Below are 25,062 nucleotides of genomic sequence, written 5' to 3'. Positions count from 1 at the left end.
TAGTGTTGTTTGAACCAGTTTTACTGCGAAGTTTTCGAAAGATGTCGTCGAGCCGAGGAAGGCCCCCATGGCGGTAGAGATCAAGACCCCGGACCAGATCGCGAAGATGCGCGAGGCGGGGCTGGTCGTCGCCGCCATCCACGCCGCCACCCGGGAGGCGGCGGTCCCCGGCGCGACCACCAAGGACCTCGACGACGTCGCCCGCAAGGTGCTGGCCGAGCACGGTGCCAAGTCGAACTTCCTCGGCTACGGCGGCTTCCCCGCGACGATCTGCACCTCGGTGAACGAGGTCGTGGTCCACGGCATCCCGAGCGCGGAGACCGTCCTGAAGGACGGCGACATCATCTCCATCGACGCCGGCGCCATCGTGGACGGCTGGCACGGCGACGCGGCCTTCACGGCCTTCGTGGGCGGCGGGCACGCCCCGGAGCTGGTGGAGCTCTCCCGGGTGACCGAGGAGTCCATGTGGGCCGGCATCGCGGCCGTGAAGAACGGCAACCGGCTGGTGGACGTCTCCCGGGCCATCGAGACGTACATCCGCCGCCAGCCGCGCCCGGCCACCGGCAAGTACGGGATCATCGAGGACTACGGCGGGCACGGCATCGGCTCCGAGATGCACATGGACCCGCACCTGCTGAACTACGTCTCCCGCAAGCGGGGCCGCGGCCCGAAGCTGGTCCCCGGCTTCTGCATCGCGATCGAGCCGATGGTCTCGCTGGGCACGCCGCGGACGCACGTCCTGGAGGACGAGTGGACGGTCCTCACCGACGATCTGACCTGGTCGTCGCACTGGGAGCACTCGGTCGCCCTGACGGAGGACGGCCCGCTGGTCCTCACCGCGGTGGACGGGGGCAAGGCGAAGCTGGCCGAGCTGGGTGTGACGGCGGCGCCGGACCCGCTGGGCTGAGCGGGGGCCCTGACGGCGGCCTCCGGCCCGTCCGCCGGTCGGAGGCCGGCGCAGCCGCTCGAAGCTTGTGAGGCGCCCCGGCGCCGATCCCGCGAGTGCGGCGTCGGGAGGAGCCTTTCGGGGGCAAGGCGAAGCTGGCCGAGCTGGGTGTGACGGCGGCGCCGGACCCGCTGGGCTGAGCGGGGGCCCTGACGGCGGCCTCCGGCCCGTCCGCCGGTCGGAGGCCGGCGTTGGGAGGAGCCTGCCCGCTGGGCCGAGGCCCGGCGGGCGTTCGCGCCCGCTGTCGAGCCGTCGCTTAAGGATCACTGCGGCTGGGCAAGCACCCCTGGATTAGTCTTTCCGGTTGCCCTGACGTAGACTGATGCGTCGGCTCTCGTGTATCCGCATGCCCGCGTTCGCGCGGGGGTACGAATCCCTGAGTCGATCAAGGTAGCCGATTCGAAAGGCGAAGCGTGGCCAAGAAGCAAGGTGCCATCGAGATTGAGGGCACCGTGATCGAGTCTCTGCCGAACGCCATGTTCAAGGTGGAGCTCCAGAACGGTCACAAGGTCCTCGCGCACATCAGCGGCAAGATGCGGATGCACTACATCCGTATCCTTCCCGACGACCGGGTCGTAGTGGAGCTCTCTCCGTACGACCTGACGCGCGGACGGATCGTCTACCGCTACAAGTAGATCTTGTCGGCATCCCGTCTCGGCGGGGTGGTGGCACTGACCCGGAGAACCTCACACCCATGAAGGTCAAGCCGAGCGTCAAGAAGATCTGCGACAAGTGCAAGGTGATCCGCCGCCACGGCCGGGTCATGGTCATCTGCGACAACCTGCGCCACAAGCAGCGCCAGGGCTGACGCACACCGAACCGCACTCCGCAGTTCTTCGCGCGACGCGAGCAACACGTACATACGCAGGACCCGTCCCTCTCTGCATGGAGGGCGACACCCCCGGTTTCGGAGGCCGGGGACCCAGTCCGTACCAACCCTTCGCGAAGGCGAAGGGGACGGCGGCTGGGAGCGGTCCTGTGGAAGACCTCCGACGAACATCTGGAGCCATTCAATGGCACGCGTTTCCGGTGTTGACATCCCGCGCGACAAGCGCGTGGAGGTCGCACTCACCTACGTCTTCGGTATCGGCCGCACCCAGTCGAAGGCGACCCTCGCCGCCACCGGTGTGAACCCGAACACCCGCGTTCGTGACCTGGCCGAAGAGGACCTGGTCAAGATCCGCGAGTACGTGGACGCCAACCTCAAGACCGAGGGTGACCTCCGTCGCGAGATCCAGGCCGACATCCGCCGCAAGGTCGAGATCGGCTGCTACCAGGGTCTGCGTCACCGTCGTGGCCTGCCGGTCCACGGTCAGCGCACCAGCACGAACGCTCGTACCCGCAAGGGCCCGCGTCGCGCCATCGCCGGCAAGAAGAAGCCGGGCAAGAAGTAGTCCTCAGCGGACGCTTGACCACGCGGTCTTCGCTGTAGGACCGACCACCTCCCTGTAGGAGTAAGAGATGCCCCCCAAGGGTCGTCAGGGCGCTGCCAAGAAGGTGCGCCGCAAGGAAAAGAAGAACGTCGCTCACGGCCACGCGCACATCAAGAGCACGTTCAACAACACGATCGTGTCCATCACGGACCCGACCGGCAACGTGATCTCCTGGGCCTCCGCCGGCCACGTCGGCTTCAAGGGCTCGCGCAAGTCCACCCCGTTCGCCGCGCAGATGGCCGCCGAGTCGGCCGCTCGCCGCGCGCAGGAGCACGGCATGCGCAAGGTCGACGTCTTCGTCAAGGGTCCGGGCTCCGGCCGTGAGACCGCCATCCGTTCGCTCCAGGCGACCGGTCTCGAGGTGGGCTCCATCCAGGACGTCACCCCGACCCCGCACAACGGCTGCCGCCCCCCGAAGCGCCGCCGCGTCTGACGCAGGCTGCTTCGCGCAGTAGCTTCGAGTGTCCGGGCGGTACGGATCCCCTCGCGGGAGCCGTGCCGCCCGTACCCTTGCAGTACACAACGGGCGTCAAATAGCGGGCGCCCATGACTGAAGGATTCATCGCATGCTGATCGCTCAGCGTCCCTCGCTGACCGAAGAGGTCGTCGACGAGTTCCGCTCGCGGTTCGTGATCGAGCCGCTGGAGCCGGGCTTCGGCTACACCCTCGGCAACTCCCTGCGTCGTACGCTCCTCTCCTCGATCCCGGGTGCGGCGGTCACGTCCATCCGCATCGACGGTGTCCTGCACGAGTTCACCACCGTGCCGGGCGTCAAGGAGGACGTCACCGACCTCATCCTCAACATCAAGCAGCTGGTCGTCTCCTCGGAGCACGACGAGCCGGTCGTGATGTACCTGCGCAAGCAGGGCCCCGGCCTGGTCACCGCCGCGGACATCGCCCCGCCGGCCGGCGTCGAGGTGCACAACCCCGACCTGGTCCTGGCGACGCTGAACGCCAAGGGCAAGCTGGAGATGGAGCTGACCGTCGAGCGCGGTCGCGGCTACGTCTCCGCCGTCCAGAACAAGCAGGTGGGCCAGGAGATCGGCCGTATCCCGGTCGACTCCATCTACTCGCCGGTCCTCAAGGTCACCTACAAGGTCGAGGCGACCCGAGTCGAGCAGCGCACCGACTTCGACAAGCTGATCGTCGACGTCGAGACCAAGCAGGCCATGCGCCCGCGCGACGCCATGGCGTCCGCCGGCAAGACCCTGGTCGAGCTGTTCGGTCTCGCCCGCGAGCTGAACATCGACGCCGAGGGCATCGACATGGGCCCGTCCCCGACGGACGCCGCCCTGGCCGCCGACCTGGCGCTGCCGATCGAGGAGCTGGAGCTCACCGTTCGGTCCTACAACTGCCTCAAGCGCGAGGGCATCCACTCCGTGGGTGAGCTCGTCGCCCGTTCCGAGGCCGACCTGCTCGACATCCGCAACTTCGGTGCGAAGTCGATCGACGAGGTCAAGGCGAAGCTCGCGGGCATGGGCCTGGCGCTGAAGGACTCGCCTCCCGGCTTCGACCCGACCGCCGCGGCGGACGCCTTTGGCGCCGACGACGACGCGGACGCGGGTTTCGTCGAGACCGAGCAGTACTAAGAGCTCGGGACCGACGGTCCGATGCTGACTGCGGGCCCGCTGTGGCTGGTCGCGCAGTTCCCCGCGCCCCTCGGGGCGCGGGCCCTTCCGGGCCCCGAAAGAGGCTCGGATCTCCGACGGGCGACCGCCCGCTCGGATACTGACTCCGGTACCTGATACGGCCGGGGCAGACACCTAGGAGAAACACCATGCCGCGTCCCACCAAGGGTGCCCGTCTGGGCGGCGGTGCCGCGCACGAGAAGCTGATGCTGGCGAACCTCGCCCGCTCCCTCTTCGAGCACGGCCGCATCACCACCACCGAGGCCAAGGCCCGTCGCCTGCGTCCGGTGGCGGAGCGCCTGATCACCAAGGCGAAGAAGGGCGACATCCACAACCGTCGCCAGGTGCTGCAGACGATCACCGACAAGGGCATCGTCCACACCCTCTTCACCGAGATCGCTCCGCGCTACGCCGAGCGTCCGGGTGGCTACACCCGTATCACCAAGATCGGTAACCGCCGTGGCGACAACGCGCCCATGGCCGTGATCGAGCTGGTCGAGGGCGAGATCGCCAAGAAGGCGACCGTCGCCGAGGCCGAGGCCGCCACCAAGCGTGCGGTCAAGGAGGCCGACGAGGCCAAGGCCGCCGAGGCGGCCGAGGAGTCGAAGGACGCCTGACGCGTCTGACGTGTCAGTGCCGGGCCCGCCCCTTTCCGGGGGCGGGCCCGTCCCGCATTCTGAGAGGAAACACGCGGTGAGTGACGAGGTGGCGCCCGGGTACGTCCGGGTGCGGCTGGACCTGTCGTACGACGGCAGGGACTTCTCCGGCTGGGCCAAGCAGCGCGAGGGCCAGCGGACGGTGCAGGGCGAGCTGGAGGACGCGATCCGGACCGTGACGCGGTCCAAGGTGACGTACGAGCTGACGGTCGCCGGCCGGACGGACGCCGGGGTGCACGCCCGCGGCCAGGTCGCGCACGTCGATCTGCCCGTCGAGGTGTGGGCCGAGCACGAGGACAAGCTGCTGCGCCGGCTGGCCGGCCGGCTGCCGCACGATGTGCGGGTGTGGCGGGTCGCGGAGGCGCCCGCCGGGTTCAACGCGCGGTTCTCCGCGATCTGGCGGCGGTACGCGTACCGGGTGGTGGACCACCCGGCGGGCGTGGATCCGCTGCTGCGCGGGCACGTGCTGTGGCACGACTGGCCGCTGGACGTCGACGCGATGAACGCGGCGGCCGAACGCCTCGTCGGTGAGCACGACTTCGCGGCGTACTGCAAGAAGCGCGAGGGTGCCACCACCATCCGTACGCTCCAGCGGCTCGACTGGGAGCGGGACGCGGACGGGGTGATCACGGCGACCGTGAAGGCCGACGCGTTCTGCCACAACATGGTGCGGTCGCTGGTCGGCGCGCTGCTGTTCGTCGGCGACGGGCACCGGCCGGTGGACTGGCCGGGGAAGGTGCTGGCGGCCGGGGTGCGGGACTCGGCGGTGCACGTGGTGCGGCCGCACGGGCTGACCCTGGAGGAGGTCGGCTACCCGGCCGACTCCGAGCTCGCCGCCCGCAACCGGGAAGCGCGCAACAAGCGCACGCTCCCCGGTCGGTCCGGCGGTTGCTGCTAGTCCGTCACTTGGCTTCAGCGGCCGGGCAGTTGACGGCCAGGTCGCTGTTGACGGTGAGGTACGGGCGGACGCCGCCGACCGTCGGGTAGATGTCGGTCTTGTTGCGGTCGACGATGTCGCCGACGATCCGGCCGATCCGCACCGGCTCGGCGTCGCCGGCCAGCCGCAGCGCCAGGTCCCAGATCGCGCCCTCGTCGCCGCGGGCCGCCTTGAGCTGGGAGGTGCGCAGGGTGAAGCGGAAGCTCGTCGAGTCCAGGACGGTGACCTCGGCCGAGATGTCGGCCGCGGACTCCGCGCGCGGGGTGCCGATGACGAACGGCTTGGTGTCCTCGGTGAACGAGGTGCCGTAGAGCCGGCCCTGGACCGTGAGCGAGGTCTCCGTCTGACGGATCGACAGCGCCTCGGCGTGCGCGGGGCGGTGCCAGGCGCGCAGCGCCAGGTACCCGTCGACCGTCGGGTAGGCGATCATCCAGGTGAACGGGGAGCCGGGCAGCGGCTCCAGGCCGAGCAGGTTCTTGCCCTCGGCGAGGTGGGAGACGACGCGGCGGCGCGCCTTGTCCTCGTCGCGGACGACGTGCAGGTCCCAACGGCCCTCGCCCAGCCGCAGCTTGGCGCGGTCCAGGACGGCCGTGTAGGGCGCGCCCGGGGTGGCGGGGGTGGCCAGCGGGACGCTGATCGGCTTGCCCTCCTTGCGGCGGGTGACGGTCAGCGAGAGGTCGTCGCCGGCCAGGCCCTTGCCGTCGACGGAGACGACGATGTTGCCGTCGGCGTCGACGCGGGTGGAGGCGGTGGCCTTCAGCGGTCGGCGGACTATCTCCTTCAGCGCCTCGGAGACCGGCTTGCGGGCCGGCTGGGCGACCGGGCGGCCGCGCAGCGGGCGGATGATCTTTCCGACGGTGCGCCGCAGGGACGTGCTCAGCGGGGCCTTGTCGGCGGCGGCCGCGGCGGCCGGCTTCGGTGCGGTGTCGACGCCGAGGCTGCGGATCAGGTCCTCGTAGGCGTCGGCGATCCGCTCGGGGGAGTAGCGCTGGGCGGAGACCTTGGCGGCGGCGCCCATGGTGCGGCGCAGCTCGTCGTCCTCGATCAGCTTGAGGAGGCCCTTGGCGATGCCCTCGCTGTCGCCGACGGGGACGAGGAGGCCGTCCTTGCCGTCGCTGATGATCTCGCCGGGGCCGTGCGGGCAGTCGGTGGCGACGACGGGGACGCCGCAGTTCATGGCCTCCACGATCGTCATGCCGAACGACTCCTCGCGGGAGGTGACGGCGGCGATGGAGCCCTTGGCCCACTCGGTCTCGATGGGCGAGTGGGCGCCCATGAGGGTGATCGTCTCGGTGAGCTCCAGGCGCTCGATCTGGGCGCGGAGCTTGGCGAGTTCGGGGCCGCGGCCGTAGATCCGCAGGTTCCAGTCGGGGCGCTTGGCGTGCACGGTGGCCCAGGCGGCGACCAGCAGGTCGTAGCGCTTGACCGGGATGAGGCGGCCGGCGGCGACGACGAGCTTGGTGGTCGGGTCGGCGGGCTCGACCTCGGAGGGCGGGCAGCCGTTGGGGATGCAGATGATCTTCGTCTTGACGTCGGGGAACTGCTCGCGGTGGGTGCGGGCGTCCGCCTCGGAGACGGTGGTGTGGGCGTCCAGGTGCGGGATGGCGCGGTCCTGGGCGGCGCGGATGTTCGGCTCGTGGGTGCCGTAGATCCGGTGCTCCTGGCCGATCTTCAGGTAGCGGTCCTGGCCGAAGCCGGCCAGGTACATCACCAGGCCGGGGCGGGTGGCGACGACGACGTCGGCGTCCGTCTCGGCGAGGTGGTCGGCGACCCGGCGGTCGGTGAGGGCGCTGAAGTGGGCGCCCTTCGCCTCCTTGGGCGGGATGTAGGCGCTGTCCTGCGACAGAAGCGGGTCGTCGCGGTCGGCCCCGTGGTCCTCGCGGGTGTCGATCAGGTTGACCAGCTTGACCTTGGGGTGGAGCGGCAGCCGGGGGACCTTGCCGGTCCGCAGGATCGACACGATCTCCACGTCGTGCCGGGCGGCGAGCGCACTGGCGACGTTGAACGTGGAGCGGATGGTGCCGCCGATGCCGTACGCGTTCTGCAACAGGAAAGAGATCTTCATGGCGGTGTGTGCGCGGCACGCCTCTGCCGGCGCCGCGTCCGTCCTTCCCCCTGGCCTGGGTACTCGGGGTCCGTCCCCTGCCGGCCGGTCGTGGACGACCGGTCTGTACCGGATGAGACCGCCGACGGGGGGTTCGGTTGCCTGGGCAGCCTACATTGTGGCCTCTGTCACCCATCGGGCGGTGACCGGACGGGACCGCGCCGGGGGTGAACCGCGGGTGTGCGGGGTGGACCGCCGGGCGATTGGGATTCGCGTGTGCGTTCGTATTTCGTGTTCGCGTCGTGACGTCCCCGTGCGTCAATCGTGGCGCCGCCCGCTCATCCTGAAAGCTCGAAAAGATCGAGACGTCCCCCGGGGGACCCCGAAGCCGGAAGGACCGCCGGTGGCCGGGGTGGGGGACGCGGGGCTCCGGGGGGACGCCGGTGTGACGCCGGTGTGGCGTGACGCGCCCCGGCCCTCGGCGACTGGAAGGGTGGGGGACGTGAAGGCGAGAACGGCGGCCGTGCTGTGTGCGGCCGTGACGGTGGGAATGCTGGTGCCGGTGGCCGGCTGCGCGGGGGGCGGGGACGGAGCCGGGCGCGGGGACGGGCACGGGAACGACGGGAAGCGCTCGGTGGGGGCCGCGGACGCCCGGGACCGGGGGCCGGGGTCGGGGCCCGGCGAGTCGGAGGAGCTCGGCGACGGCCGGCGGGCGGGACGGCTCGGCGGCGTCGAGCTGCTCAAGGACGAGGTGCCCGGGCTGGTGATCGAGCAGGCGCCGCCGGGCTCCGCCGGGCGCGGCACGCCCACCGCCGACCGGGCCGCGTGCGGGCCCCTGGCCACGGCGCTCGGCTCGCAGCCGCGGCCGGAGCCGCTGGAGTCGGTGGCGAGCACGTTCGCGGGCGAGCAGGACGGGCCCGACGAGGGCCTGCTGGGGACGGTCCGGGTCGCCGAGTACCGGCCCGGCGGGGCCGCGGCCACCCTCCGCGGGCTCCGGGACGCGGCGGCGGACTGCGCGGGCGGGTTCACGATGCGGACGGGCGAGGGCGAGCGGCAGGCGTTCGACGCGGTCGAGCGCGTGACGGCGCCCCGGTTGGGGGACGAGGCGGCGGCCTACCGGCTCGCCAACGCGGTGGAGGAGGCGCCGACGCTGATCACCGTGGTGCGGTCGGGGGAGGTGCTGTCCATGTTCTTCGCCACGAGTCTCGGGGATCCTGGGCGGGCGGAGATTCCGCCGCGGCTGGTGGCGGCGCAGGTGCGGAAGGTCGAGGCGGGTGGGCTTCGCCCGAAGGGTGGGGACGACAAGGGGGGTTCGCCGGGGGTCCTGCCGCAGGGGGACGAGGGGTAGCGCCTGCGGCGGGCTGGTGCCCCGGTCCCTCCCTTTCGCCGTTTCCCTGGGGGCTGCGCCCCCAGACCCCCCTTTTCGCGGCTTCGCCGCTCGTCCTCAAGCGCCGGACGGGCTGATATTCAGCCCGTCCGGCGCTTGAGGACAACCGCGCGGAGCGCGGTTTCGGGGGTGCGGGGGCGAAGCCCCTGCAAGAAACGGTGAAAGGGCGGGACCGGGGCATCCCTACCCGACGGTGCCCCCGTCAGTGCGTGACCGAAGACGCCGCCGCGGCAGCCGCCGCCGCCCGTCCCCGGGCCAGGATGCGGCCGAAGGCGTACGTCGAGATGTCCCGGCCCGCGTTGAGTGCCGTGGTGTCGTCGGCGGACACCGGCTTGTTGTCGGCGTTGCCCGCGACCGTGAAGTAGGCGTACCGCCCCTCCGCGTTGGCCGTCAGGCGGCACGCGGTGGCGTGGCAGAAGGCGGCGGCGCCGTCGCCGGACAGAGCGGCGATGTTGCCCGCCGACTGGGCCTTGGCCTTGTCGGCCGCGGCCTTGGTGTCGAAGACGGCGACGCCGACCGTCACGGCCACCCCGTCGCGTACGTACGTGGCGCGCAGCACCTGGCGGCAGCCGTTGGAGGACAGGACGGAGCCCAGGGCGCCCTGGGTGACGGAGGCGCAGTCCGTGGTGGCAGCGGTGGCCGTCCGCTGGTACGTCCGGCCCGACAGGGCGGGCTTGGCGTCGGGGAAGAGCGTGCCGGTGGTCAGCGGGGCCTTGTCCTTCTCCGCGCTGGAGATGAAGGCCCGCGGGTCCTGCGGCGGGGGCGGGGCGACCGGGGCGAAGGTGGGTTCGGGGGTTCCGGGGGTGCTGGGCGCCGCGGAGGCTCCGGCGGCGTTCTTGCCGCCCTTCCCGCCCCCGCCCCCGTCGCCGTCCGACCGCACGATCGCGGTGGCCACGATCGCCGCCACCCCGCCCGCGGCCAGCACCCCGCCGCCGATCATCAGCAGCTTCCGGCGGCGGTCGCGCGCCTCCGTGTCCGCGGCGAGCGCCGCCCAGTCCGGCGTTCCCCCGCCCGGTCCCCCCTGCCCAAAGCTCATGGGGCGCATCGTAGACCGGGCGCCGGGCGGGTAAACCGGTTGGTGGCGTCCGGGAAAGCCGACACAATGCGCGCTATGGGGCATGTCGAGGTCGCGCACGTCGAGTACTACCTGCCGGACGGCCGGCCGCTGCTGGGGGACGTGTCCTTCCGGGTCGGCGAAGGGGCCGCCGTCGCGCTGGTCGGCGCCAACGGCGCCGGGAAGACGACGCTGCTCCGGCTGATCGCCGGAGACCTCCAGCCGCACGGCGGGACGGTCTCCGTCGGGGGCGGGCTCGGGGTGATGCCGCAGTTCGTGGGGTCCGTACGGGACGAGCGGACCGTGCGCGACCTGCTCGTCTCCGTGGCGCCGCCGCGGATCCGGGAGGCCGCCGCGGCCGTCGACGCGGCCGAGCACGCCATCATGACCGTCGACGACGAGGCCGCGCAGATGGCGTACGCCCAGGCCCTGTCCGACTGGGCCGAGGCGCGCGGCTACGAGGCCGAGACCACGTGGGACATGTGCACCATGGCCGCGCTCGGCGTGCCGTACGAGCGGGCCCAGTGGCGGCAGGTGCGCACCCTCTCCGGCGGCGAGCAGAAACGCCTGGTGCTGGAGTCGCTGCTGCGCGGCACCGACGAGGTGCTGCTGCTGGACGAGCCGGACAACTACCTCGACGTCCCCGGCAAGCGCTGGCTGGAGGAGCGGCTGCGCGAGACGAAGAAGACGGTCCTCTTCGTCTCCCACGACCGCGAACTGCTCGCCCGCTCCGCCGAGAAGATCATCAGCGTCGAGCCGGGCCCGGCGGGCAGCGACGTCTGGGTGCACGGCGGCGGCTTCGCCACGTACCACGAGGCCCGCAAGGAGCGCTTCGCCCGCTTCGAGGAGCTGCGCCGGCGGTGGGACGAGAAGCACGCCCAGCTGAAGAAGCTGGTGATCTCGCTGCGGCAGGCCGCCACCGTCAGCCACGAGCTGGCCTCCCGCTACGCCGCCGCCCAGACCCGGCTGCGCAAGTTCGAGGAGGCGGGCCCGCCGCCCGAGCCGCCGCGCGAGCAGGACATCCGGATGCGGCTGCGCGGCGGCCGGACCGGCGTACGGGCCGTGACCTGCGCGGGGCTGGAGCTCACCGGCCTGATGAAGCCGTTCGACCTGGAGGTCTTCTACGGGGAGCGGGTCGCCGTCCTGGGGTCGAACGGGTCGGGGAAGTCGCACTTCCTGCGGCTGCTGGCGGGGGAGGACGTCGCCCACACCGGGCAGTGGAAGCTGGGCGCCCGCGTCGTCCCCGGCCACTTCGCGCAGACCCACGCGCACCCCGAGCTGATGGGCCGCACGCTCGTCGACATCCTGTGGACCGAGCACGCCAGGGACCGGGGCGGCGCGATGTCCGCGCTGCGCCGCTACGAGCTGGACCGGCAGGGCGACCAGCTCTTCGACCGGCTCTCCGGCGGGCAGCAGGCCCGCTTCCAGATCCTGCTGCTGGAGCTGGCGGGCACCACGGCGCTGCTGCTGGACGAGCCGACGGACAACCTGGACCTGGAGAGCGCGGAGGCGTTGCAGCAGGGTCTCGAGGCGTACGAGGGGACGGTGCTCGCCGTCACCCACGACCGCTGGTTCGCGCGTGCGTTCGATCGCTTCCTGGTCTTCGGGAGCGACGGGCGGGTGCGGGAGGCGTCGGAGCCGGTCTGGGACGAGACGCGGGTGGCGCGGGCGCGGTGAGCGGTCGGGCCGGGGGTGCCGTGGCCCGGCCCGGTGCGACCATGTGTTTTGACCCCGTGGGTGGGCGCCCGGTACTCTACGAGTTCGTTATGCGTATTGGCTTGGTCGTTCTCACGCGAGGGGCCCTTACGCTTGTCCGTCAGGCCGATCGCCGGCGGTCGGCACACGGGTTGCGTCCCCGTTGTGCGGCCAGGCTCGCGCGATCGTCCCATGCGGACCGTGTCAGGACCCACACTCACTGAAGAAGCGAAGGCTACGACCGTGCGTACGTTCAGCCCCAAGCCCGGCGATGTCCAGCGCCAGTGGCACATCATCGACGCGCAGGACGTCGTCCTGGGCCGTCTGGCCTCTCAGGCCGCCTCCCTGCTGCGCGGCAAGCACAAGCCCGTGTACGCCCCGCACATGGACATGGGTGACTTCGTCGTCATCATCAACGCCGACAAGGTCCACCTGTCCGGCAACAAGAAGACCCAGAAGATGGCGTACCGCCACTCTGGCTTCCCGGGTGGTCTGCGCTCCGTCCGTTACGACGAGCTGCTCGACAAGAACCCCGAGAAGGCCGTCGAGAAGGCGATCAAGGGCATGCTGCCCAAGAACTCCCTCGGCCGTCAGATGCTCTCGAAGCTGAAGGTCTACTCGGGCGACCAGCACCCGCACGCCGCCCAGCAGCCGCAGCCGTTCGAGATCACCCAGGTCAAGCAGGGCTAAGTCCCGGCCACCGCCGAACCAGAAAGTCTGAGGAGAATCGTGGCTGAGACCACCGCCGAGATGCCGGTCGAGGGCGTCGAGGAGTACACCACCGAGACCGAGGTCGTGGAGTCGGAGTACACCTCCGAGTCCCTCGCGTCCCGCTTCGGCGACCCGCAGCCGGCCGCCGGCCTGGGCCGTCGCAAGAACGCCATCGCCCGTGTCCGGATCGTTCCGGGCTCCGGCAAGTGGAAGATCAACGGTCGCACCCTTGAGGACTACTTCCCCAACAAGGTGCACCAGCAGGAAGTCAACGAGCCCTTCAAGGTGCTCGAGCTCGACGACCGCTACGACGTCATCGCCCGCATCTCGGGTGGCGGCGTCTCCGGCCAGGCCGGTGCCCTGCGCCTCGGCGTGGCCCGTGCCCTCAACGAGGCCGACGTCGACAACAACCGCGGCCCGCTGAAGAAGGCCGGCTTCCTCAAGCGCGACGACCGTGCGGTCGAGCGCAAGAAGGCCGGTCTCAAGAAGGCCCGCAAGGCCCCGCAGTACAGCAAGCGCTAATCCGGCGGTTCGCTGCTTCTGCTCGAACGCCCCGGCGGCACGATCCGTGCTGCCGGGGCGTTCGGCTATGTACCACCCGTGGTTTCGCGTCACCCGTTCGGGTGGCGGGCCACTCGTACGGGCCACTTGGGGCGGGTACCCCGTATACCTGGGAGACTTCGGTCACCTGGCGGCAACGCTTTGGCCCAGGGCCCGTCACCTCACGTACGAGGCTCAAGTACAAGGGGCTCCCTCCGGGGCCCCGCACTCCCGCGTTTTTTCGGAGGACACCAGTGGGACGACTCTTCGGTACGGACGGTGTGCGCGGCGTCGCCAACGCCGATCTGACGGCCGAGCTCGCGCTCGGCCTGTCGGTCGCCGCGGCGCACGTGCTCGCCGAGGCGGGGACGTTCGAGGGCCATCGCCCGGTGGCGGTGGTGGGCCGCGACCCGCGGGCGTCCGGGGAGTTCCTGGAAGCCGCCGTGGTGGCCGGGCTGGCCAGCGCGGGCGTGGACGTGCTGCGGGTCGGCGTGCTGCCGACGCCCGCCGTCGCGTACCTCACCGGCGCGCTCGGCGCCGATCTGGGCGTCATGCTCTCCGCCAGCCACAACGCGATGCCCGACAACGGGATCAAGTTCTTCGCCCGCGGCGGCCACAAGCTCGCCGACGAGCTGGAGGACCGCATCGAGCGGACGTACCGGGCGCACGCCACCGGCGAGCCCTGGGACCGGCCCACCGGCGCCGGCGTCGGCCGCGTCCGCGACTACGACCAGGGCTTCGACAACTACGTCGCCCACCTGATCGGCGTGCTGCCCAACCGCCTCGACGGCCTCAAGGTCGTCATCGACGGCGCGCACGGCGCGGCGTCCCGGGTCTCGCCCGAGGCGTTCTCGCGGGCCGGCGCCGAGGTCGTCACCATCGGCACCGACCCCGACGGGCTCAACATCAACCACGAGTGCGGCTCCACGCACCTGGACAAGCTGCGGGCCGCGGTCGTCGAGCACGGCGCGGACCTCGGCGTCGCCCACGACGGTGACGCCGACCGGTGCCTCGCCGTGGACGCCACCGGGGCCGAGGTCGACGGCGACCAGATCCTCGCCGTCCTCGCGCTCGCGATGCGCGAGGCGGGCTCGCTGCGGAAGAACACCGTCGTCGCCACCGTCATGTCCAACCTGGGCTTCAAGCTCGCCATGGAGCGGGAGGGCGTCCAGCTCGTCCAGACCGCGGTCGGCGACCGCTACGTCCTGGAGGAGATGAAGGCCAACGGCTTCGCCCTCGGCGGCGAGCAGTCCGGGCACGTCATCGTGCTCGACCACGCGACGACGGGTGACGGCACGCTGACCGGGCTGATGCTGGCCGCTCGCGTCGCGGCGACGGGACGTCCGCTGCGGGAGCTGGCCGGGGTCATGGAGCGGCTGCCGCAGGTGCTCATCAACGTCCGGGACGTCGACAAGACGCGGGTCGGGTCGTCGCAGGAGCTCGCCGAGGCTGTCGCGGATGCCGAGCGGGAGCTCGGGGCCACCGGGCGGGTGCTGCTGCGGTCTTCCGGGACCGAGCCGCTGGTGCGGGTGATGGTGGAGGCCGCTGACATCGAGCAGGCTCGGGCTGTCGCTCAGCGGCTCGCCGATGTGGTGAAGTCGGCGCTCGGGTAGTTCGCCGGGTGCCGGTGGGTGGGCGGGATGGGGGTTGCCCCTGTCCCGCCCTTTCTCCGTTTCCTGCGGGGGCTCCGCCCCCGCGCCCCCGAGCGCACCTGCGCTGCGCGTCCTCAAACGCCGGACGGGCTGATCACAGCTTCCGGAGCGACAGCCTCTGCACCTTGTGGTCCGGGCCCTTGCGGAGGATGAGGCTCGAGCGGCCTCGGGTGGGGGCCACGTTTTCCAGGAGGTTGGGCTTGTTGATGGTGCGCCAGTTGCGGCGGGCGAAGTCCAGGGCCTCCTCCTCCGAGACCTGCGTGTAGCGGCGGAAGAACGAGTCGGGGTCCTGGAACGCCGTCTCGCGGAGCTTCTTGAACCGTGAGTAGTACCAGCGCTCGATGTCCTCGGCCCGCGCGTCCACGTAGATGCTGAAGTCGAAGAAGTCCGCCAGCCCGACCCGGGTCCGGCCGTCGCGGCCGGGCAGGGCGGGCTGGAGGACGTTGAGGCCCTCGATGATCAGGATGTCCGGGCGGTGCACGGTGAGGCGCTCGCCGGGGACGATGTCGTAGATCAGGTGGGAGTAGACGGGCGCGGAGACCTCGTCCTTCCCGGCCTTCACATCCGCCACGAAGCGGGTCAGGGCCCGGCGGTCGTACGACTCGGGGAAGCCCTTCCTCGACATCAGGCCGCGTCGCTGGAGTTCCGCGTTGGGCAGCAGGAAGCCGTCCGTGGTCACCAGCTCGACGCGCGGGTGCTCGGGCCAGCGGGCCAGCAGGGCGCGCAGCAGCCGGGCCGTGGTCGACTTGCCGACCGCGACGCTGCCGGCGACGCCGATGACGAACGGCGTACCGCGCTGGGCGCCCTTCTCGCCGAGGAAGGTGTTCAGGGCGCCGCGCAGGCTGCCGCTGGCGCCCACGTAGAGGTTGAGCAGCCGGGAGAGCGGCAGGTAGACGTCGCGGACCTCGTCCAGGTCGACGACGTCGCCCAGCCCGCGCAGGCGCTCGACCTCCTCCGCGGTGAGCGGGAGGGGCGTGTTCTCGCGCAGCGCGCTCCACTCGGCCCGCGTCAGGTCGACGAAGAGCGACGACTGGTGCGTGGGCGAGTGAGCCGTGCGGCGTCGTTGCTGCGGCTGCTCTGGGGTGGTCGGCACGGGGCCCATTGTGCGTGGGAGGCGCGGGGCGATCACTGCGGGGTGTGGGGTTCGGGGTACCGAGCGGAATCTTTGGGATCTTCTGGGACTCGCGGGGTACCCGTAGGGGACCCGGCGGCGCGGGGGAGTGAAGATCCGGCGCGGGCCCTGTACCTACTCGTGGGTCAGGAATACGGTCCCACCCTCCGGCCGCCCCGGCATCCTGCGAGGAACCCCCCGTGTTCGTTCTCCGGCTCGTTCTCCGGCTCATCCGCAAGACCCTCCACCGTGTCACGCGCCTCCGCGCCGACGCTCCCGGTGATCGCGCCGGGGCGCACGCCGGGACGCATGACGCGGGCGACGCCTTCGCCGACCGGGTGCGGGCCGAGCTCTGCGACGACCTGCCCGACGAGGACCTCGGCCAGGATCTCGGGGACTGCCTCGACCAGTACCACTTCGGCAGCAAGCCGCGCTGCGAGGAGGTCGAGTACCTGGAGCTCGTCCAGGAGGCCATCGACCGCATCGAGCGCGGACGTTGACCGGCGGGCGGTGAGGCCGGGGCCGTACGCTGCACTCCATGTGCGGAATCGTGGGTTATGTGGGAGGGCGGTCCGCCCTCGACGTCGTCTTGGCCGGGCTGCGCCGGCTGGAGTACCGCGGCTACGACTCGGCCGGGGTCGCCGTGCTCGCCGACGGCGGGCTCGCCGCGGCCAAGAAGGCGGGCAAGCTCGCCAACCTGGAGAAGGAACTCGCCGACCGGCCGCTGCCCTCCGGCACCACCGGCATCGGCCACACCCGCTGGGCCACCCACGGCGGCCCCACCGACGCCAACGCCCACCCGCACCTCGACAACCCCGGGCGGGTCGCCGTCGTCCACAACGGCATCATCGAGAACTTCGCCGCCCTCCGCGCCGAGCTCGCCGAGCGCGGGCACGCGCTGGCCTCCGAGACGGACACCGAGGTCGTCTCGCACCTGCTGTCCGAGTCGTTCTCCTCATGCGGCGACCTCGCCGAGGCCATGCGGCAGGTCTGCCGCCGCCTGGAGGGCGCGTTCACACTCGTCGCGGTGCACGCCGACGACCCCGACGTGGTCGTGGGCGCCCGCCGCAACTCGCCGCTGGTGGTGGGCGTCGGCGACGGCGAGGCGTTCCTCGCCTCCGACGTCGCCGCGTTCATCGCGCACACCCGGGAGGCCGTCGAGCTCGGCCAGGACCAGGTCGTCGAGCTGCGCCGGGACGCCGTCACCGTGACGGACTTCGAGGGCGCGCCGGCGGACGTCCGGGCGTACCACGTGGACTGGGACGCGTCCGCCGCCGAGAAGGGCGGCTACGACTACTTCATGCTCAAGGAGATCGCCGAGCAGCCGAAGGCCGTCGCCGACACGCTGCTGGGGCGCATCGACGCGTCGGGGTCGCTGACGCTGGACGAAGTGCGCATCCCGGCGTCGGTGCTGCGCGAGGTCGACAAGGTCGTCATCGTCGCGTGCGGGACGGCGTTCCACGCCGGGATGATCGCCAAGTACGCGATCGAGCACTGGACCCGCATCCCCTGCGAGACCGAGCTGGCCAGCGAGTTCCGCTACCGCGACCCGATCCTCGACCAGCGCACGCTGGTGATCGCCATCTCGCAGTCCGGCGAGACGATGGACACCCTGATGGCGCTGCGGCACGCGCGCGAGCAGGGCGCGAAGGTGCTCGCCATCTGCAACACCAACGGCTCGACGATCCCGCGGGAGTCGGACGCCGTGCTGTACACGCACGCCGGTCCCGAGGTCGCCGTCGCGTCGACGAAGGCGTTCCTGACGCAGCTGGTGGCCTGCTACCTGGTCGCGCTGTACCTGGGGCAGGTGCGCGGGACGAAGTGGGGCGACGAGATCCAGTCCGTGATCCGGGAGCTGGACGGCATCGGGACGCAGGTCGAGGAGGTCCTGGAGACCATGGAGCCGGTGCGCGAGCTGGCGCGCTCGCTGGCCGGCAAGAACACCGTCCTCTTCCTCGGCCGGCACGTCGGCTACCCGGTGGCCCTGGAGGGCGCGCTCAAGCTCAAGGAGCTGGCCTACATGCACGCCGAGGGCTTCGCGGCCGGTGAGCTCAAACACGGGCCGATCGCGCTGATCGAGGACGATCTGCCGGTGGTCGTCGTCGTCCCGTCGCCGCGCGGCCGGTCCGTGCTGCACGACAAGATCGTCTCCAATATCCAGGAGATCCGGGCCCGGGGCGCCCGGACGATCGTCATCGCCGAGCGCGGCGACGAGGCGGTCCGCCCGTACGCCGACCACCTCGTCGAGATCCCGGCCACGCCGGTGCTCCTCCAGCCGCTCGTCGCCACCGTCCCGTTGCAGGTCTTCGCCTGCGAACTGGCCACCGCGCGCGGCAACGAGGTCGACCAGCCGCGCAACCTGGCGAAGTCGGTGACCGTCGAATGATCGTGGGCGTGGGCATCGACGTCGCCGAGATCGAACGCTTCGACGCGGCGCTGCGGCGGACGCCCGGGATGGCCGAGCGGCTGTTCGTCGAGCGCGAGCTGTACCTGCCGAGCGGCGAGCGGCGCGGGATCGCGTCCCTGGCCGCCCGGTTCGCCGCCAAGGAAGCCCTGGCCAAGGCGTTGGGCGCACCGCCCGGGCTGCTCTGGACGGACGCGGAGGTGACCACAGGCGAGCACGGGCGGCCCGGGCTCACCGTGGCCGGGACGGTCGCGGCGCGGGCGGAGGCGCTGGGGGTGCGGTCGTGGCACGTGTCCCTCAGCCATGACGCGGGGGTGGCTTCGGCGGTGGTGATCGCGGAGGCGTGAGCCCTCGTGGTGTGATCTCGGGGCTGGCGGGGCCGGTGGGGTGCGGTGCAGGATGCGGATCATGACGGATGCCACGCACCTCACGCACATCCCGGCCCCCGACGGGGTCGCTCCCGCCCGCGGCTACAGCCACGTCGTCATCGGGACCGGGCGGCTGGTCGCCGTATCCGGGCAGGTCGCCTTCGACGAGGACGGACGGGTCGTCGGGGAAGGCGACATCCGCGCCCAGGCGCGGCAGGTGTTCGAGAACCTGCGGCGGTGTCTGGCGGGGGCGGGGGCCTCGTTCGGCGACGTCGTGAAGTTGACGTACTTCCTGACGGATGTGGCGGATCTGCCGGTGATCCGGGAGGTGCGGGACGAGTTCGTGGACGCGGGGTGCTTGCCGGCGAGTTCGGCTGTGCAGGTTGTGGCCTTGTTCCGGCCGGAGTTGCTGGTGGAGGTGGAGGCGTTGGCCGTGGTCGGGGGGTGATGCCCCGGTCCCGCCCTTTCTCCCCCGGCTACCGCTGGGAGGTGCCCCCTCTGGGGGAGTTTGAGGACAGCGCCCGAAGGGCGCTCCGGGGGTGCGGGGGCTTGCCCCCGCGAGAAACGGTGAAAGGGCGGGTCCGGGGCACCCCCACCGATCCGCGCGTTCGTGGCTCCGCGCCCATCTCCCGCGCGTATGGTCGGCGTTGACGCCCATGAGCGGACAGCGCGGAAAGGGACGGAAGTGCACCCCGCAAAAGAACGCATCGCCGCGGTGTTCGGGGACACCCAGGGCAGTGGCTACCTGCTCACCCCCCGGGTCGTCCTCACCGCCGCCCACGTCGTCGGCGGCTGCGCCGCGCCGCGGGTGATCGTGCCCGGTGGCGTCGGGCAGGTGGGCTGCCGGGTGGTGTGGGCGCGGGACGACAGCCGGCGGTGCGACGCCGCGCTGCTCGTCGCCGAGCGGGACGTCGTGCCGGAGGACGTGGCGGCCGGCTTCGAGCCGCTGGTCTGGGGGCGGGCGTACGACCTGCGGACCTGGGCCGGCGCGCAGGCGATCGGGTTCCCGCAGGCGCAGCGGGACGGGCACGGGGAGCTGGACACCGAGCAGCTGCTCGGCACGCTCAAGCCGGGCAGCAACCTGCTCAGTGGCCGGCACGTCCTCGACTGCGCGCACGGCGCGCCGGAGGCGCCCGGTGGCGGCGGTTCGCCGTGGGCCGGCATGTCCGGGGCGGGCGTGTTCGTGGAGGGGCTGCTCGCGGGCGTGGTGTGCGCGGATCCGGCGGGCTGGCGGCACGGGCGGCTGACGGTGACGCCGTCGGCCACGCTGTGGGCGGACTTCCGGTTCCTGAGCGCGTGCCTGCTGGCCGGGCACAAGCCGGAGTCGCGGTCGCTGGCCTCGCCCCGGCAGCTGGAGACCGAGGAGTTCGAGCGGCGGTTCCGCGACTACGTGATCGAGAAGTCCGGCGAGCTGACGATCATCGGGCTGACCCTCTCCGACGGCGAGGCCGAGACGTGGCCGCTCGACACCGCGTACCTCAGCCTGGAGCTCGTCGGCCGGCAGCGGGACGCGCGCCGCGACGGGTTCGGGCTGCGGACGGCCGTCGAACCGCCCGACCGCGCCGAGCCGACGCCCCGCCGGGCGGAGGAGGCGCTGGCCGGGCACCGGCGGGTGCTGCTGCGCGGCGCGGCCGGTTCGGGCAAGACGACGCTGCTCCAGTGGCTCGCGACCGTCACCGCGCGCGGTGATCTGCCGCCGGGGCTGGGGCACTTGAGCGGCTGTTTACCGCTGCTGCTGCCGTTGCGGAACCTCGTGCGCGGCGGGGAGCCGCCGCAGCCGGAGGAGTTCCTGGCCGCCGCGGCCCGCCCGCTGGCCGGGCTGCCGGCCGCGCAGGGCTGGGTGACCCGCCGGCTCACCGAGGGCACGGTGCTGCTGCTGATCGACGGGGTGGACGAGGTCCCCGAGGCGGACCGCAGACGCACTCTGGCCTGGGTGAAGGACCTGCTCGCCGCGTACCCCGAGGCCCGCTACATGATCACCACCCGGCCGTCGGCGGTCCGCGAGGGCTGGCTGGCCGACGCCGGGTTCGTCGAGCTGGAACTGCTCCCGATGGGCCGCGCCGACGTCCTCGCCTTCATCGACCGCTGGCACACCGCCGCCGGGCAGTCACGGGACGAGCGGCTGCGCGGCTTCCGGGACGCGCTGGCCGCCGCCGTCGTCACCAAGCGCGACCTCGGCCGGCTGGCCACCAACCCGCTGATGTGCGCCCTGATCTGCGCCCTCAACCGGTCCCGGCGCGGCTACCTCCCGCACGGGCGGATGGAGTTGTACCGCGCGGCCCTGGACCTGCTGCTGATCCGGCGCGACCGCGAGCGGGACATCGCGGTGGGGCTGGAGGGCCCCGAGCTGGAGCAGGCGCAGCCGGCGCTGCTCCAGAAGATCGCGTACTGGCTCATCCGCAACGGGCGTTCGCAGATCGAGTGGCACAAGGCCGTGGAGATCCTGGACCGGGCGCTGCCCGCCATGCCCGCCGTCGCCGCGCGCGGCAGCGCCGAGGAGATCCTGCGCCACCTGGTGCTGCGCAGCGGTCTGCTGCGGCAGCCGACGACCGAGACGCTGGACTTCATCCACCGCACCTTCCAGGACTTCCTGGGCGCCCAGGCCGCCGTCGACGACTGGGACTTCGACCTGCTCGTCAACAACGCCCACGACGACCAGTGGGAGGACGTCCTGCGGATGGCCGTCGGCCACGCGCCGCCCCGGGCCCGGGGCGAGCTGCTGCGGATGCTGCTGGACCGCGGCGAGCGCGAGGCGCACCACCGGCACCGGCTGCGGCTGCTCGCCGCCGCCTGCCTGGAGCACGCGACGGAGATCGCCCCGGACGTACGGGACCGCGTCGAGCGGGCCGCGGCCGAGCTGGTGCCGCCGCGCGACACGGAGTCGGCGAAGGCGCTGGCGGAGGCGGGCCAGGTCGTCCTCGACCTGCTGCCGGGGCCGGAGGGTCTGGGCGGGCCGTACGGCGAGGGGCTGGGCGACGAGGTCGCGCACGCCGTCGTCGTCACCGCGACGGCGGTCGCCGACGACCGGGCGATCCCGCTGCTGGCCCGCTACGCCCGGCACCCGTTCCGCCAGGTGCGTGCCCAACTCGCCTGGTCCTGGGACAACTTCGACACCCGGCACTACGCCGACGCCGTCATCGGCGAACTCTCCCACGACGACGGACTCGCCTTCGTCGCCAAGAGCGTCGCCCACCTGCGGGAGCTGGCCCGGCTGGGCGGGCGGCCCGAGGTGTGGTGCCGGGGGGTGTGGCGGCCGGAGGAGCTGCGGGAGGCGGTGACGCCCGTCCTGCGGGACCTGTCCCTGCGGGAGGGCCCGGAGGACACCGACCTCCGCTTCCTCCGGGACGCCCCGCCGCTGCGGTCCCTGCGGATCGCCGACACCCGGCGCGTCACCCATCTCGGGGCCGTCCCCAGCGGCGCCCTCGAACGCCTCCGGCTGTCCCTGCGGGAACGCCCGGACGGGCTGGAGCGGCTGCCCGGCATGGCCCGGCTGCGCTCCCTTCACCTCGACTGGCTCCAGCCGGAGGGCGAACCGCCGGCCCTGCGGCTGCCGCCCGGCCTGGAGGAGCTGGTCCTCGGGCGCTGGGCCTCCGCCTGGGAGCCGGAGGCCGTCCGTCTGGAGGGCCACCCCTGCCTGCGCCGGCTCTCCTTCGAGTACTCCCTCTTCCCGGCGGACGCCCGCGCCGCCCTCGCCACGCTGCGCGGCCTGCACACCCTGAGCATCATGGGCGAGGACCCGCGCTTCCTGGAACACGCCGAACCCCTGCCCCGCGTCCGCCACCTCTCCCTCGGCCTGGACTCCCTCACCGGCCTCTCCCACCTGCCGTCCGCCTACCCCTGCCTCAAGGTGCTCACCCTGCACACCCCCGAGGGCACGGGCGAGGTGATGGACCTGTCGTTCCTGCGGGAGCTGCGGGGGGTGGAGGTGTACATCAAGCACTCGGGGCCGGTGGCCAACGCGGAGTTGCTGACGGGTTATCAGGAGACGATGCGGGGGCGGTTCCTCACGTATCGGGGGGAGTGAGGGGGTGCCGTCGGCGCGTCATCCGGTGGCGGCTGCCTCGGCGATACGGCGGTCCAGCTCCGCGTCCAGCCGTGCCTCCTCTTCCGGGTCCGGGTCGTAGCCGTTCCAGGCGTGCAGCGCCTGCCGGACCCGGTCGGCCCGGGTGCCGTCCCGCGCTGGGCGGGCCGAATCGCCGGCCAGTCGCATGAGGTGGGCCCGTAGCGACAGGCCCTCCGCAGCAGCGGCCGCCGTGAGGCGGTCGCGCGTTTCGGCGGGGATCGGAACATGGACGTCGGGCATGAGTTTCCCCTGGAAGTCGAGCCGGTCGCTAGGCGGTCTCCGGCCGGTACCGGCGCAGTTCGCTCGTGTCGAGAGTCCACTCGCCGATGGTGATCTTGTCGCCGAAGGCGTAAGGGGCCGTGCCCTCGTAGACGGGCCTGCCGTCACGGGAACCGATGTGCCAGTGATGGACGCACACGCCCCGGCGGGGGTCGACGATCAGGTAGTGCGGCACGCCCATGGCGGGGTAGTCGCGCAGCTTGCCCTCGTAGTCGTTCTCAGGGTTGGCGGGGGAGACGATCTCCACGACGAGCCGTGCGGCATGGGGGTCGATGCCGCGCGCGTCCTCCGCGCTGCTGTCCGCCTCGAAGGCGGACTCCGGGACGACGAGCACGTCCGGGCGCCGGAGCTTGCCCAGGGACACGTCCTCGACGTCCCCCAGGTTCACGGCGACGAGATCGCCGGTGAGCTGCGAGTCGAGTTGGCGCCGGATGCGCAGGGCGTTGAGGTCGTGGGCCCGGGACGGGCTCATCATCATGATGATCTGTCCGCCGCTGATTTCCGGCGGGGCGAACCCCGGGGGCGGCACGAGCTCGTCCCGGTACTCGCGCAGGTGCCGGTAGATCTCATCAAGGCTCACGGTCTCAGTGTATCCGCGCCGCTCCAGGCCCATGAGGCCAAGGCGCCGGTGCGGAACGGGGGTTCGAGTGCCCGTCCACGGCCGTGCGCGCACCGGACCGCATCCCCGCCTCACCCCGCCGCCACGTCCTCCCACACCCCCCGCAGCTCCTCCGCCACCCCCATCGCGGTGATCGGCGCCTCGCCCAGGGCGCGCGCCGCGAGGCCGTGGAGGTACGCGCCCACCGCCGCCGCGTCGCGGCCGGGGAGGCCGGCGGCGAGGAGGGAGCCGGTGAGGCCGCTGAGGACGTCGCCGCTGCCGGCGGTGGCCAGCCAGGGGGTGCCGGTGGGGTTGACCCTGACCGGGCCGCCGTCCGGGGCGGCCACGACGGTGGTCGAGCCCTTGAGGAGCGCCGTCGCCCCGAACCGCTCGGCCAGGGCGCGGACGGCGGCGAGGCGGGCGCCCTCGACCTCCTCGCGGGCCGTGCCCAGCAGCGCCGCCGCCTCCCCCGCGTGCGGGGTGAGGACGGTCGGGGCGCGGCGGGCGCGGACCGCGTCGGGGGAGAGCAGCCGCAGCCCGTCCGCGTCCACCAGCACCGGGACGTCGGAGGCGAGCACGTCGTCGAGGGCCCGGCGGGCCTCCGTACCGTCGCCCAGGCCCGGGCCGACGACCCACGCCTGCACCCGCCCGGCGTCGGCCGGACGGCCGGAGGAGACCAGCGTCTCGGGGAAGCGGGCGATCACCGCGTCGGCGGCGGGACCGGCGTAGCGGACCGCCCCCGCGCCGCCGTGCAGCGCGCCCGCGACGCACATGACCGCCGCGCCCGGGTAGCGGGCCGAACCGGCGACCACGCCGACGACGCCCCGCCGGTACTTGTCGCTCTCCGCGGCGGGACGCGGCAGCAGCCCGGCGACGTCCGCGTGCTGGAGCGCCTCGACGTCCGGGACGGCGGGCAGGTGCGGCCCGAGACCGATGTCCACCAGGCGCAGCGCCCCCGCGTGCTCGCGGGCCGGATCGACGAGGAGGCCGGGCTTGTACGTGCCGAAGGTGACCGTCGCGTCGGCCCGGACCGCGTCGCCGCGCACCTCGCCGGTGTCCGCGTCCACCCCGCTGGGCAGGTCGACGGCGACGACGAGGGCGCCCTCCGCCGCGCGGACCACCGGCAGCGCGTCCGGGCGGAGGCCGCCCTTGCCGCCGATGCCGACGATGCCGTCCAGGACGAGGTCGGCCCGTTCTATCGCCCGGAGGCCCGCCGGCCCGGCGTCCCGCGTACGCCCCCCGGCGGCCAGCAGTGCCCGTACGCCGCCCGGGTGCGCCCGCTCCGGCGTGAGGAGCACGGCGGTCACCCCGGCGCCGCGCCGTGCGAGCCGGGCGCCGGCGTAGAGGGCGTCGCCCCCGTTGTCCCCGCTCCCCACCAGCAGTGCGATCCGTGCCCCTGACACCCGTTCCAGCAGCCCCGCGCACGCGGCGGCGAGGCCGGCGGCGGCGCGCTGCATGAGGGCGCCCTCGGGGAGTTCGGCCATGAGCGCTCGCTCGGCGGCCCGTACGGTGTCCACGCGGTAGCCGGTTCTCATGCCGTCCAGTGTCCCCGGCGG

At 72.5% G+C, this 25,062-nt stretch carries 24 protein-coding genes; 18 read left to right on the top strand and 6 right to left on the bottom strand.

The window, feature by feature from the left end; translation table 11 throughout:
• Positions 1-67: 67 nt before the first annotated feature.
• The 8 genes from map (at position 68) to truA (ending at position 5,561) form a co-directional block, all read left to right on the top strand.
• A complete protein-coding gene (map, locus tag J7W19_RS13795) occupies positions 68-907 on the top strand; it encodes a type I methionyl aminopeptidase (RefSeq protein WP_004946642.1) in 840 nt (279 codons plus the stop codon).
• A gap of 452 nt (positions 908-1,359) precedes the next feature.
• The gene (gene infA / locus J7W19_RS13790; RefSeq protein ID WP_003956442.1) at positions 1,360-1,581 is read left to right on the top strand and encodes a translation initiation factor IF-1; all 222 of its coding nucleotides are present in this window, start codon (positions 1,360-1,362) and stop codon (positions 1,579-1,581) included.
• A gap of 59 nt (positions 1,582-1,640) precedes the next feature.
• On the top strand, positions 1,641-1,754 hold the full coding sequence (rpmJ, locus tag J7W19_RS13785; RefSeq protein WP_003956441.1) for a 50S ribosomal protein L36: 114 nt from the start codon (positions 1,641-1,643) through the stop codon (positions 1,752-1,754).
• A gap of 205 nt (positions 1,755-1,959) precedes the next feature.
• Positions 1,960-2,340, top strand: coding sequence for a 30S ribosomal protein S13 (gene rpsM / locus J7W19_RS13780; protein WP_004946638.1), 381 nt, complete (start codon positions 1,960-1,962; stop codon positions 2,338-2,340).
• A 67-nt stretch (positions 2,341-2,407) separates the two neighbouring features.
• A complete protein-coding gene (rpsK, locus tag J7W19_RS13775) occupies positions 2,408-2,812 on the top strand; it encodes a 30S ribosomal protein S11 (RefSeq protein WP_003948617.1) in 405 nt (134 codons plus the stop codon).
• A gap of 133 nt (positions 2,813-2,945) precedes the next feature.
• Positions 2,946-3,968 carry a DNA-directed RNA polymerase subunit alpha gene (locus tag J7W19_RS13770; protein ID WP_004946635.1) on the top strand — a complete coding sequence of 341 codons (1,023 nt, stop codon included), beginning with the start codon at positions 2,946-2,948 and terminating at the stop codon, positions 3,966-3,968.
• Positions 3,969-4,156: 188 nt separating this feature from the next.
• Entirely contained in the window at positions 4,157-4,624 is a 468-nt protein-coding gene (gene rplQ / locus J7W19_RS13765) for a 50S ribosomal protein L17 (protein ID WP_004946630.1), read from the top strand.
• 76 nt (positions 4,625-4,700) lie between these two features.
• Positions 4,701-5,561 (top strand): tRNA pseudouridine(38-40) synthase TruA, encoded by an 861-nt coding sequence (truA, locus tag J7W19_RS13760; RefSeq protein WP_004946626.1) that lies wholly within the window; start codon positions 4,701-4,703, stop codon positions 5,559-5,561.
• A 4-nt stretch (positions 5,562-5,565) separates the two neighbouring features.
• Here the strand turns inward: truA and J7W19_RS13755 are convergent, their stop codons facing one another.
• Positions 5,566-7,665, bottom strand: a complete 2,100-nt coding sequence (locus J7W19_RS13755; RefSeq protein ID WP_004946623.1) for a glycosyltransferase — start codon at positions 7,663-7,665, stop codon at positions 5,566-5,568.
• A gap of 481 nt (positions 7,666-8,146) precedes the next feature.
• On the opposite strand from J7W19_RS13755, the gene J7W19_RS13750 reads away from it, so the two are divergent.
• Positions 8,147-8,992: a hypothetical protein gene (locus tag J7W19_RS13750; protein ID WP_158688789.1), complete on the top strand. Its 846-nt coding sequence runs from the start codon at positions 8,147-8,149 to the stop codon at positions 8,990-8,992.
• Positions 8,993-9,233: 241 nt separating this feature from the next.
• Here J7W19_RS13750 and J7W19_RS13745 read toward each other — a convergent pair whose 3' ends face one another.
• Entirely contained in the window at positions 9,234-10,067 is an 834-nt protein-coding gene (locus J7W19_RS13745; RefSeq protein WP_004951305.1) for a hypothetical protein, read from the bottom strand.
• Positions 10,068-10,142: 75 nt separating this feature from the next.
• On the opposite strand from J7W19_RS13745, the gene J7W19_RS13740 reads away from it, so the two are divergent.
• The 4 genes from J7W19_RS13740 (at position 10,143) to glmM (ending at position 14,644) form a co-directional block, all read left to right on the top strand.
• Positions 10,143-11,762: an ABC-F family ATP-binding cassette domain-containing protein gene (locus tag J7W19_RS13740; protein WP_004951308.1), complete on the top strand. Its 1,620-nt coding sequence runs from the start codon at positions 10,143-10,145 to the stop codon at positions 11,760-11,762.
• 261 nt (positions 11,763-12,023) lie between these two features.
• Positions 12,024-12,470 carry a 50S ribosomal protein L13 gene (rplM, locus tag J7W19_RS13735; protein ID WP_004951311.1) on the top strand — a complete coding sequence of 149 codons (447 nt, stop codon included), beginning with the start codon at positions 12,024-12,026 and terminating at the stop codon, positions 12,468-12,470.
• A 39-nt stretch (positions 12,471-12,509) separates the two neighbouring features.
• Positions 12,510-13,013: a 30S ribosomal protein S9 gene (gene rpsI / locus J7W19_RS13730; RefSeq protein ID WP_004951313.1), complete on the top strand. Its 504-nt coding sequence runs from the start codon at positions 12,510-12,512 to the stop codon at positions 13,011-13,013.
• Positions 13,014-13,285: 272 nt separating this feature from the next.
• The gene (gene glmM / locus J7W19_RS13725) at positions 13,286-14,644 is read left to right on the top strand and encodes a phosphoglucosamine mutase (protein ID WP_004951315.1); all 1,359 of its coding nucleotides are present in this window, start codon (positions 13,286-13,288) and stop codon (positions 14,642-14,644) included.
• A gap of 133 nt (positions 14,645-14,777) precedes the next feature.
• Here the strand turns inward: glmM and coaA are convergent, their stop codons facing one another.
• A complete protein-coding gene (gene coaA / locus J7W19_RS13720; RefSeq protein ID WP_051072714.1) occupies positions 14,778-15,785 on the bottom strand; it encodes a type I pantothenate kinase in 1,008 nt (335 codons plus the stop codon).
• 209 nt (positions 15,786-15,994) lie between these two features.
• Here coaA and J7W19_RS13715 point away from each other — a divergent pair, with 209 nt between their 5' ends.
• The 5 genes from J7W19_RS13715 to J7W19_RS13695 all read left to right on the top strand — a co-directional run bounded on the left by J7W19_RS13715 (position 15,995) and on the right by J7W19_RS13695 (position 22,590).
• Entirely contained in the window at positions 15,995-16,294 is a 300-nt protein-coding gene (locus J7W19_RS13715; protein WP_004951324.1) for a hypothetical protein, read from the top strand.
• 38 nt (positions 16,295-16,332) lie between these two features.
• Positions 16,333-18,180, top strand: a complete 1,848-nt coding sequence (gene glmS, locus J7W19_RS13710; protein ID WP_004951328.1) for a glutamine--fructose-6-phosphate transaminase (isomerizing) — start codon at positions 16,333-16,335, stop codon at positions 18,178-18,180.
• Positions 18,177-18,545, top strand: a complete 369-nt coding sequence (locus J7W19_RS13705) for a holo-ACP synthase (protein ID WP_004951332.1) — start codon at positions 18,177-18,179, stop codon at positions 18,543-18,545. Before glmS ends, J7W19_RS13705 begins: the two co-directional genes overlap by 4 nt.
• 52 nt (positions 18,546-18,597) lie before the next feature.
• On the top strand, positions 18,598-19,014 hold the full coding sequence (locus J7W19_RS13700) for a RidA family protein (protein ID WP_004951334.1): 417 nt from the start codon (positions 18,598-18,600) through the stop codon (positions 19,012-19,014).
• Positions 19,015-19,251: 237 nt separating this feature from the next.
• Positions 19,252-22,590: a serine protease gene (locus J7W19_RS13695; protein WP_152264796.1), complete on the top strand. Its 3,339-nt coding sequence runs from the start codon at positions 19,252-19,254 to the stop codon at positions 22,588-22,590.
• Between the two features lie 18 nt (positions 22,591-22,608).
• On the opposite strand, the gene J7W19_RS13690 is transcribed toward J7W19_RS13695, so the two are convergent.
• The 3 genes from J7W19_RS13690 to J7W19_RS13680 all read right to left on the bottom strand — a co-directional run bounded on the left by J7W19_RS13690 (position 22,609) and on the right by J7W19_RS13680 (position 25,041).
• Positions 22,609-22,869 (bottom strand): hypothetical protein, encoded by a 261-nt coding sequence (locus tag J7W19_RS13690; RefSeq protein ID WP_004951341.1) that lies wholly within the window; start codon positions 22,867-22,869, stop codon positions 22,609-22,611.
• 28 nt (positions 22,870-22,897) lie between these two features.
• Complete coding sequence (locus J7W19_RS13685; protein WP_004951343.1) at positions 22,898-23,488, bottom strand: Uma2 family endonuclease; 591 nt, start codon at positions 23,486-23,488, stop codon at positions 22,898-22,900.
• Positions 23,489-23,598: 110 nt separating this feature from the next.
• Complete coding sequence (locus J7W19_RS13680; RefSeq protein ID WP_004951347.1) at positions 23,599-25,041, bottom strand: bifunctional ADP-dependent NAD(P)H-hydrate dehydratase/NAD(P)H-hydrate epimerase; 1,443 nt, start codon at positions 25,039-25,041, stop codon at positions 23,599-23,601.
• Positions 25,042-25,062 lie beyond the last annotated feature (21 nt).

Source organism: Streptomyces mobaraensis NBRC 13819 = DSM 40847, assembly GCF_017916255.1.
GTDB lineage: Bacteria > Actinomycetota > Actinomycetes > Streptomycetales > Streptomycetaceae > Streptomyces > Streptomyces mobaraensis.
The sequence above is the reverse complement of the archived record's forward strand: the minus strand, read 5'-3'. Positions and strand labels throughout refer to the sequence as shown.

Excerpts from the sequence above, each read along its gene's own strand:
- map (WP_004946642.1), top strand. The coding sequence starts at position 68 with ATGGCGGTAGAGATCAAGACCCCGGACCAGATCGCGAAGATGCGCGAG.
- rpmJ (WP_003956441.1), top strand. The coding sequence starts at position 1,641 with ATGAAGGTCAAGCCGAGCGTCAAGAAGATCTGCGACAAGTGCAAGGTG.
- rpsM (WP_004946638.1), top strand. The coding sequence starts at position 1,960 with ATGGCACGCGTTTCCGGTGTTGACATCCCGCGCGACAAGCGCGTGGAG.
- rpsK (WP_003948617.1), top strand. The coding sequence starts at position 2,408 with ATGCCCCCCAAGGGTCGTCAGGGCGCTGCCAAGAAGGTGCGCCGCAAG.
- J7W19_RS13770 (WP_004946635.1), top strand. The coding sequence starts at position 2,946 with ATGCTGATCGCTCAGCGTCCCTCGCTGACCGAAGAGGTCGTCGACGAG.
- rplQ (WP_004946630.1), top strand. The coding sequence starts at position 4,157 with ATGCCGCGTCCCACCAAGGGTGCCCGTCTGGGCGGCGGTGCCGCGCAC.
- J7W19_RS13755 (WP_004946623.1), bottom strand. The coding sequence starts at position 7,665 with ATGAAGATCTCTTTCCTGTTGCAGAACGCGTACGGCATCGGCGGCACC.
- J7W19_RS13745 (WP_004951305.1), bottom strand. The coding sequence starts at position 10,067 with ATGAGCTTTGGGCAGGGGGGACCGGGCGGGGGAACGCCGGACTGGGCG.
- J7W19_RS13740 (WP_004951308.1), top strand. The coding sequence starts at position 10,143 with ATGGGGCATGTCGAGGTCGCGCACGTCGAGTACTACCTGCCGGACGGC.
- coaA (WP_051072714.1), bottom strand. The coding sequence starts at position 15,785 with ATGGGCCCCGTGCCGACCACCCCAGAGCAGCCGCAGCAACGACGCCGC.
- glmS (WP_004951328.1), top strand. The coding sequence starts at position 16,333 with ATGTGCGGAATCGTGGGTTATGTGGGAGGGCGGTCCGCCCTCGACGTC.
- J7W19_RS13705 (WP_004951332.1), top strand. The coding sequence starts at position 18,177 with ATGATCGTGGGCGTGGGCATCGACGTCGCCGAGATCGAACGCTTCGAC.
- J7W19_RS13700 (WP_004951334.1), top strand. The coding sequence starts at position 18,598 with ATGCGGATCATGACGGATGCCACGCACCTCACGCACATCCCGGCCCCC.
- J7W19_RS13690 (WP_004951341.1), bottom strand. The coding sequence starts at position 22,869 with ATGCCCGACGTCCATGTTCCGATCCCCGCCGAAACGCGCGACCGCCTC.
- J7W19_RS13680 (WP_004951347.1), bottom strand. The coding sequence starts at position 25,041 with ATGAGAACCGGCTACCGCGTGGACACCGTACGGGCCGCCGAGCGAGCG.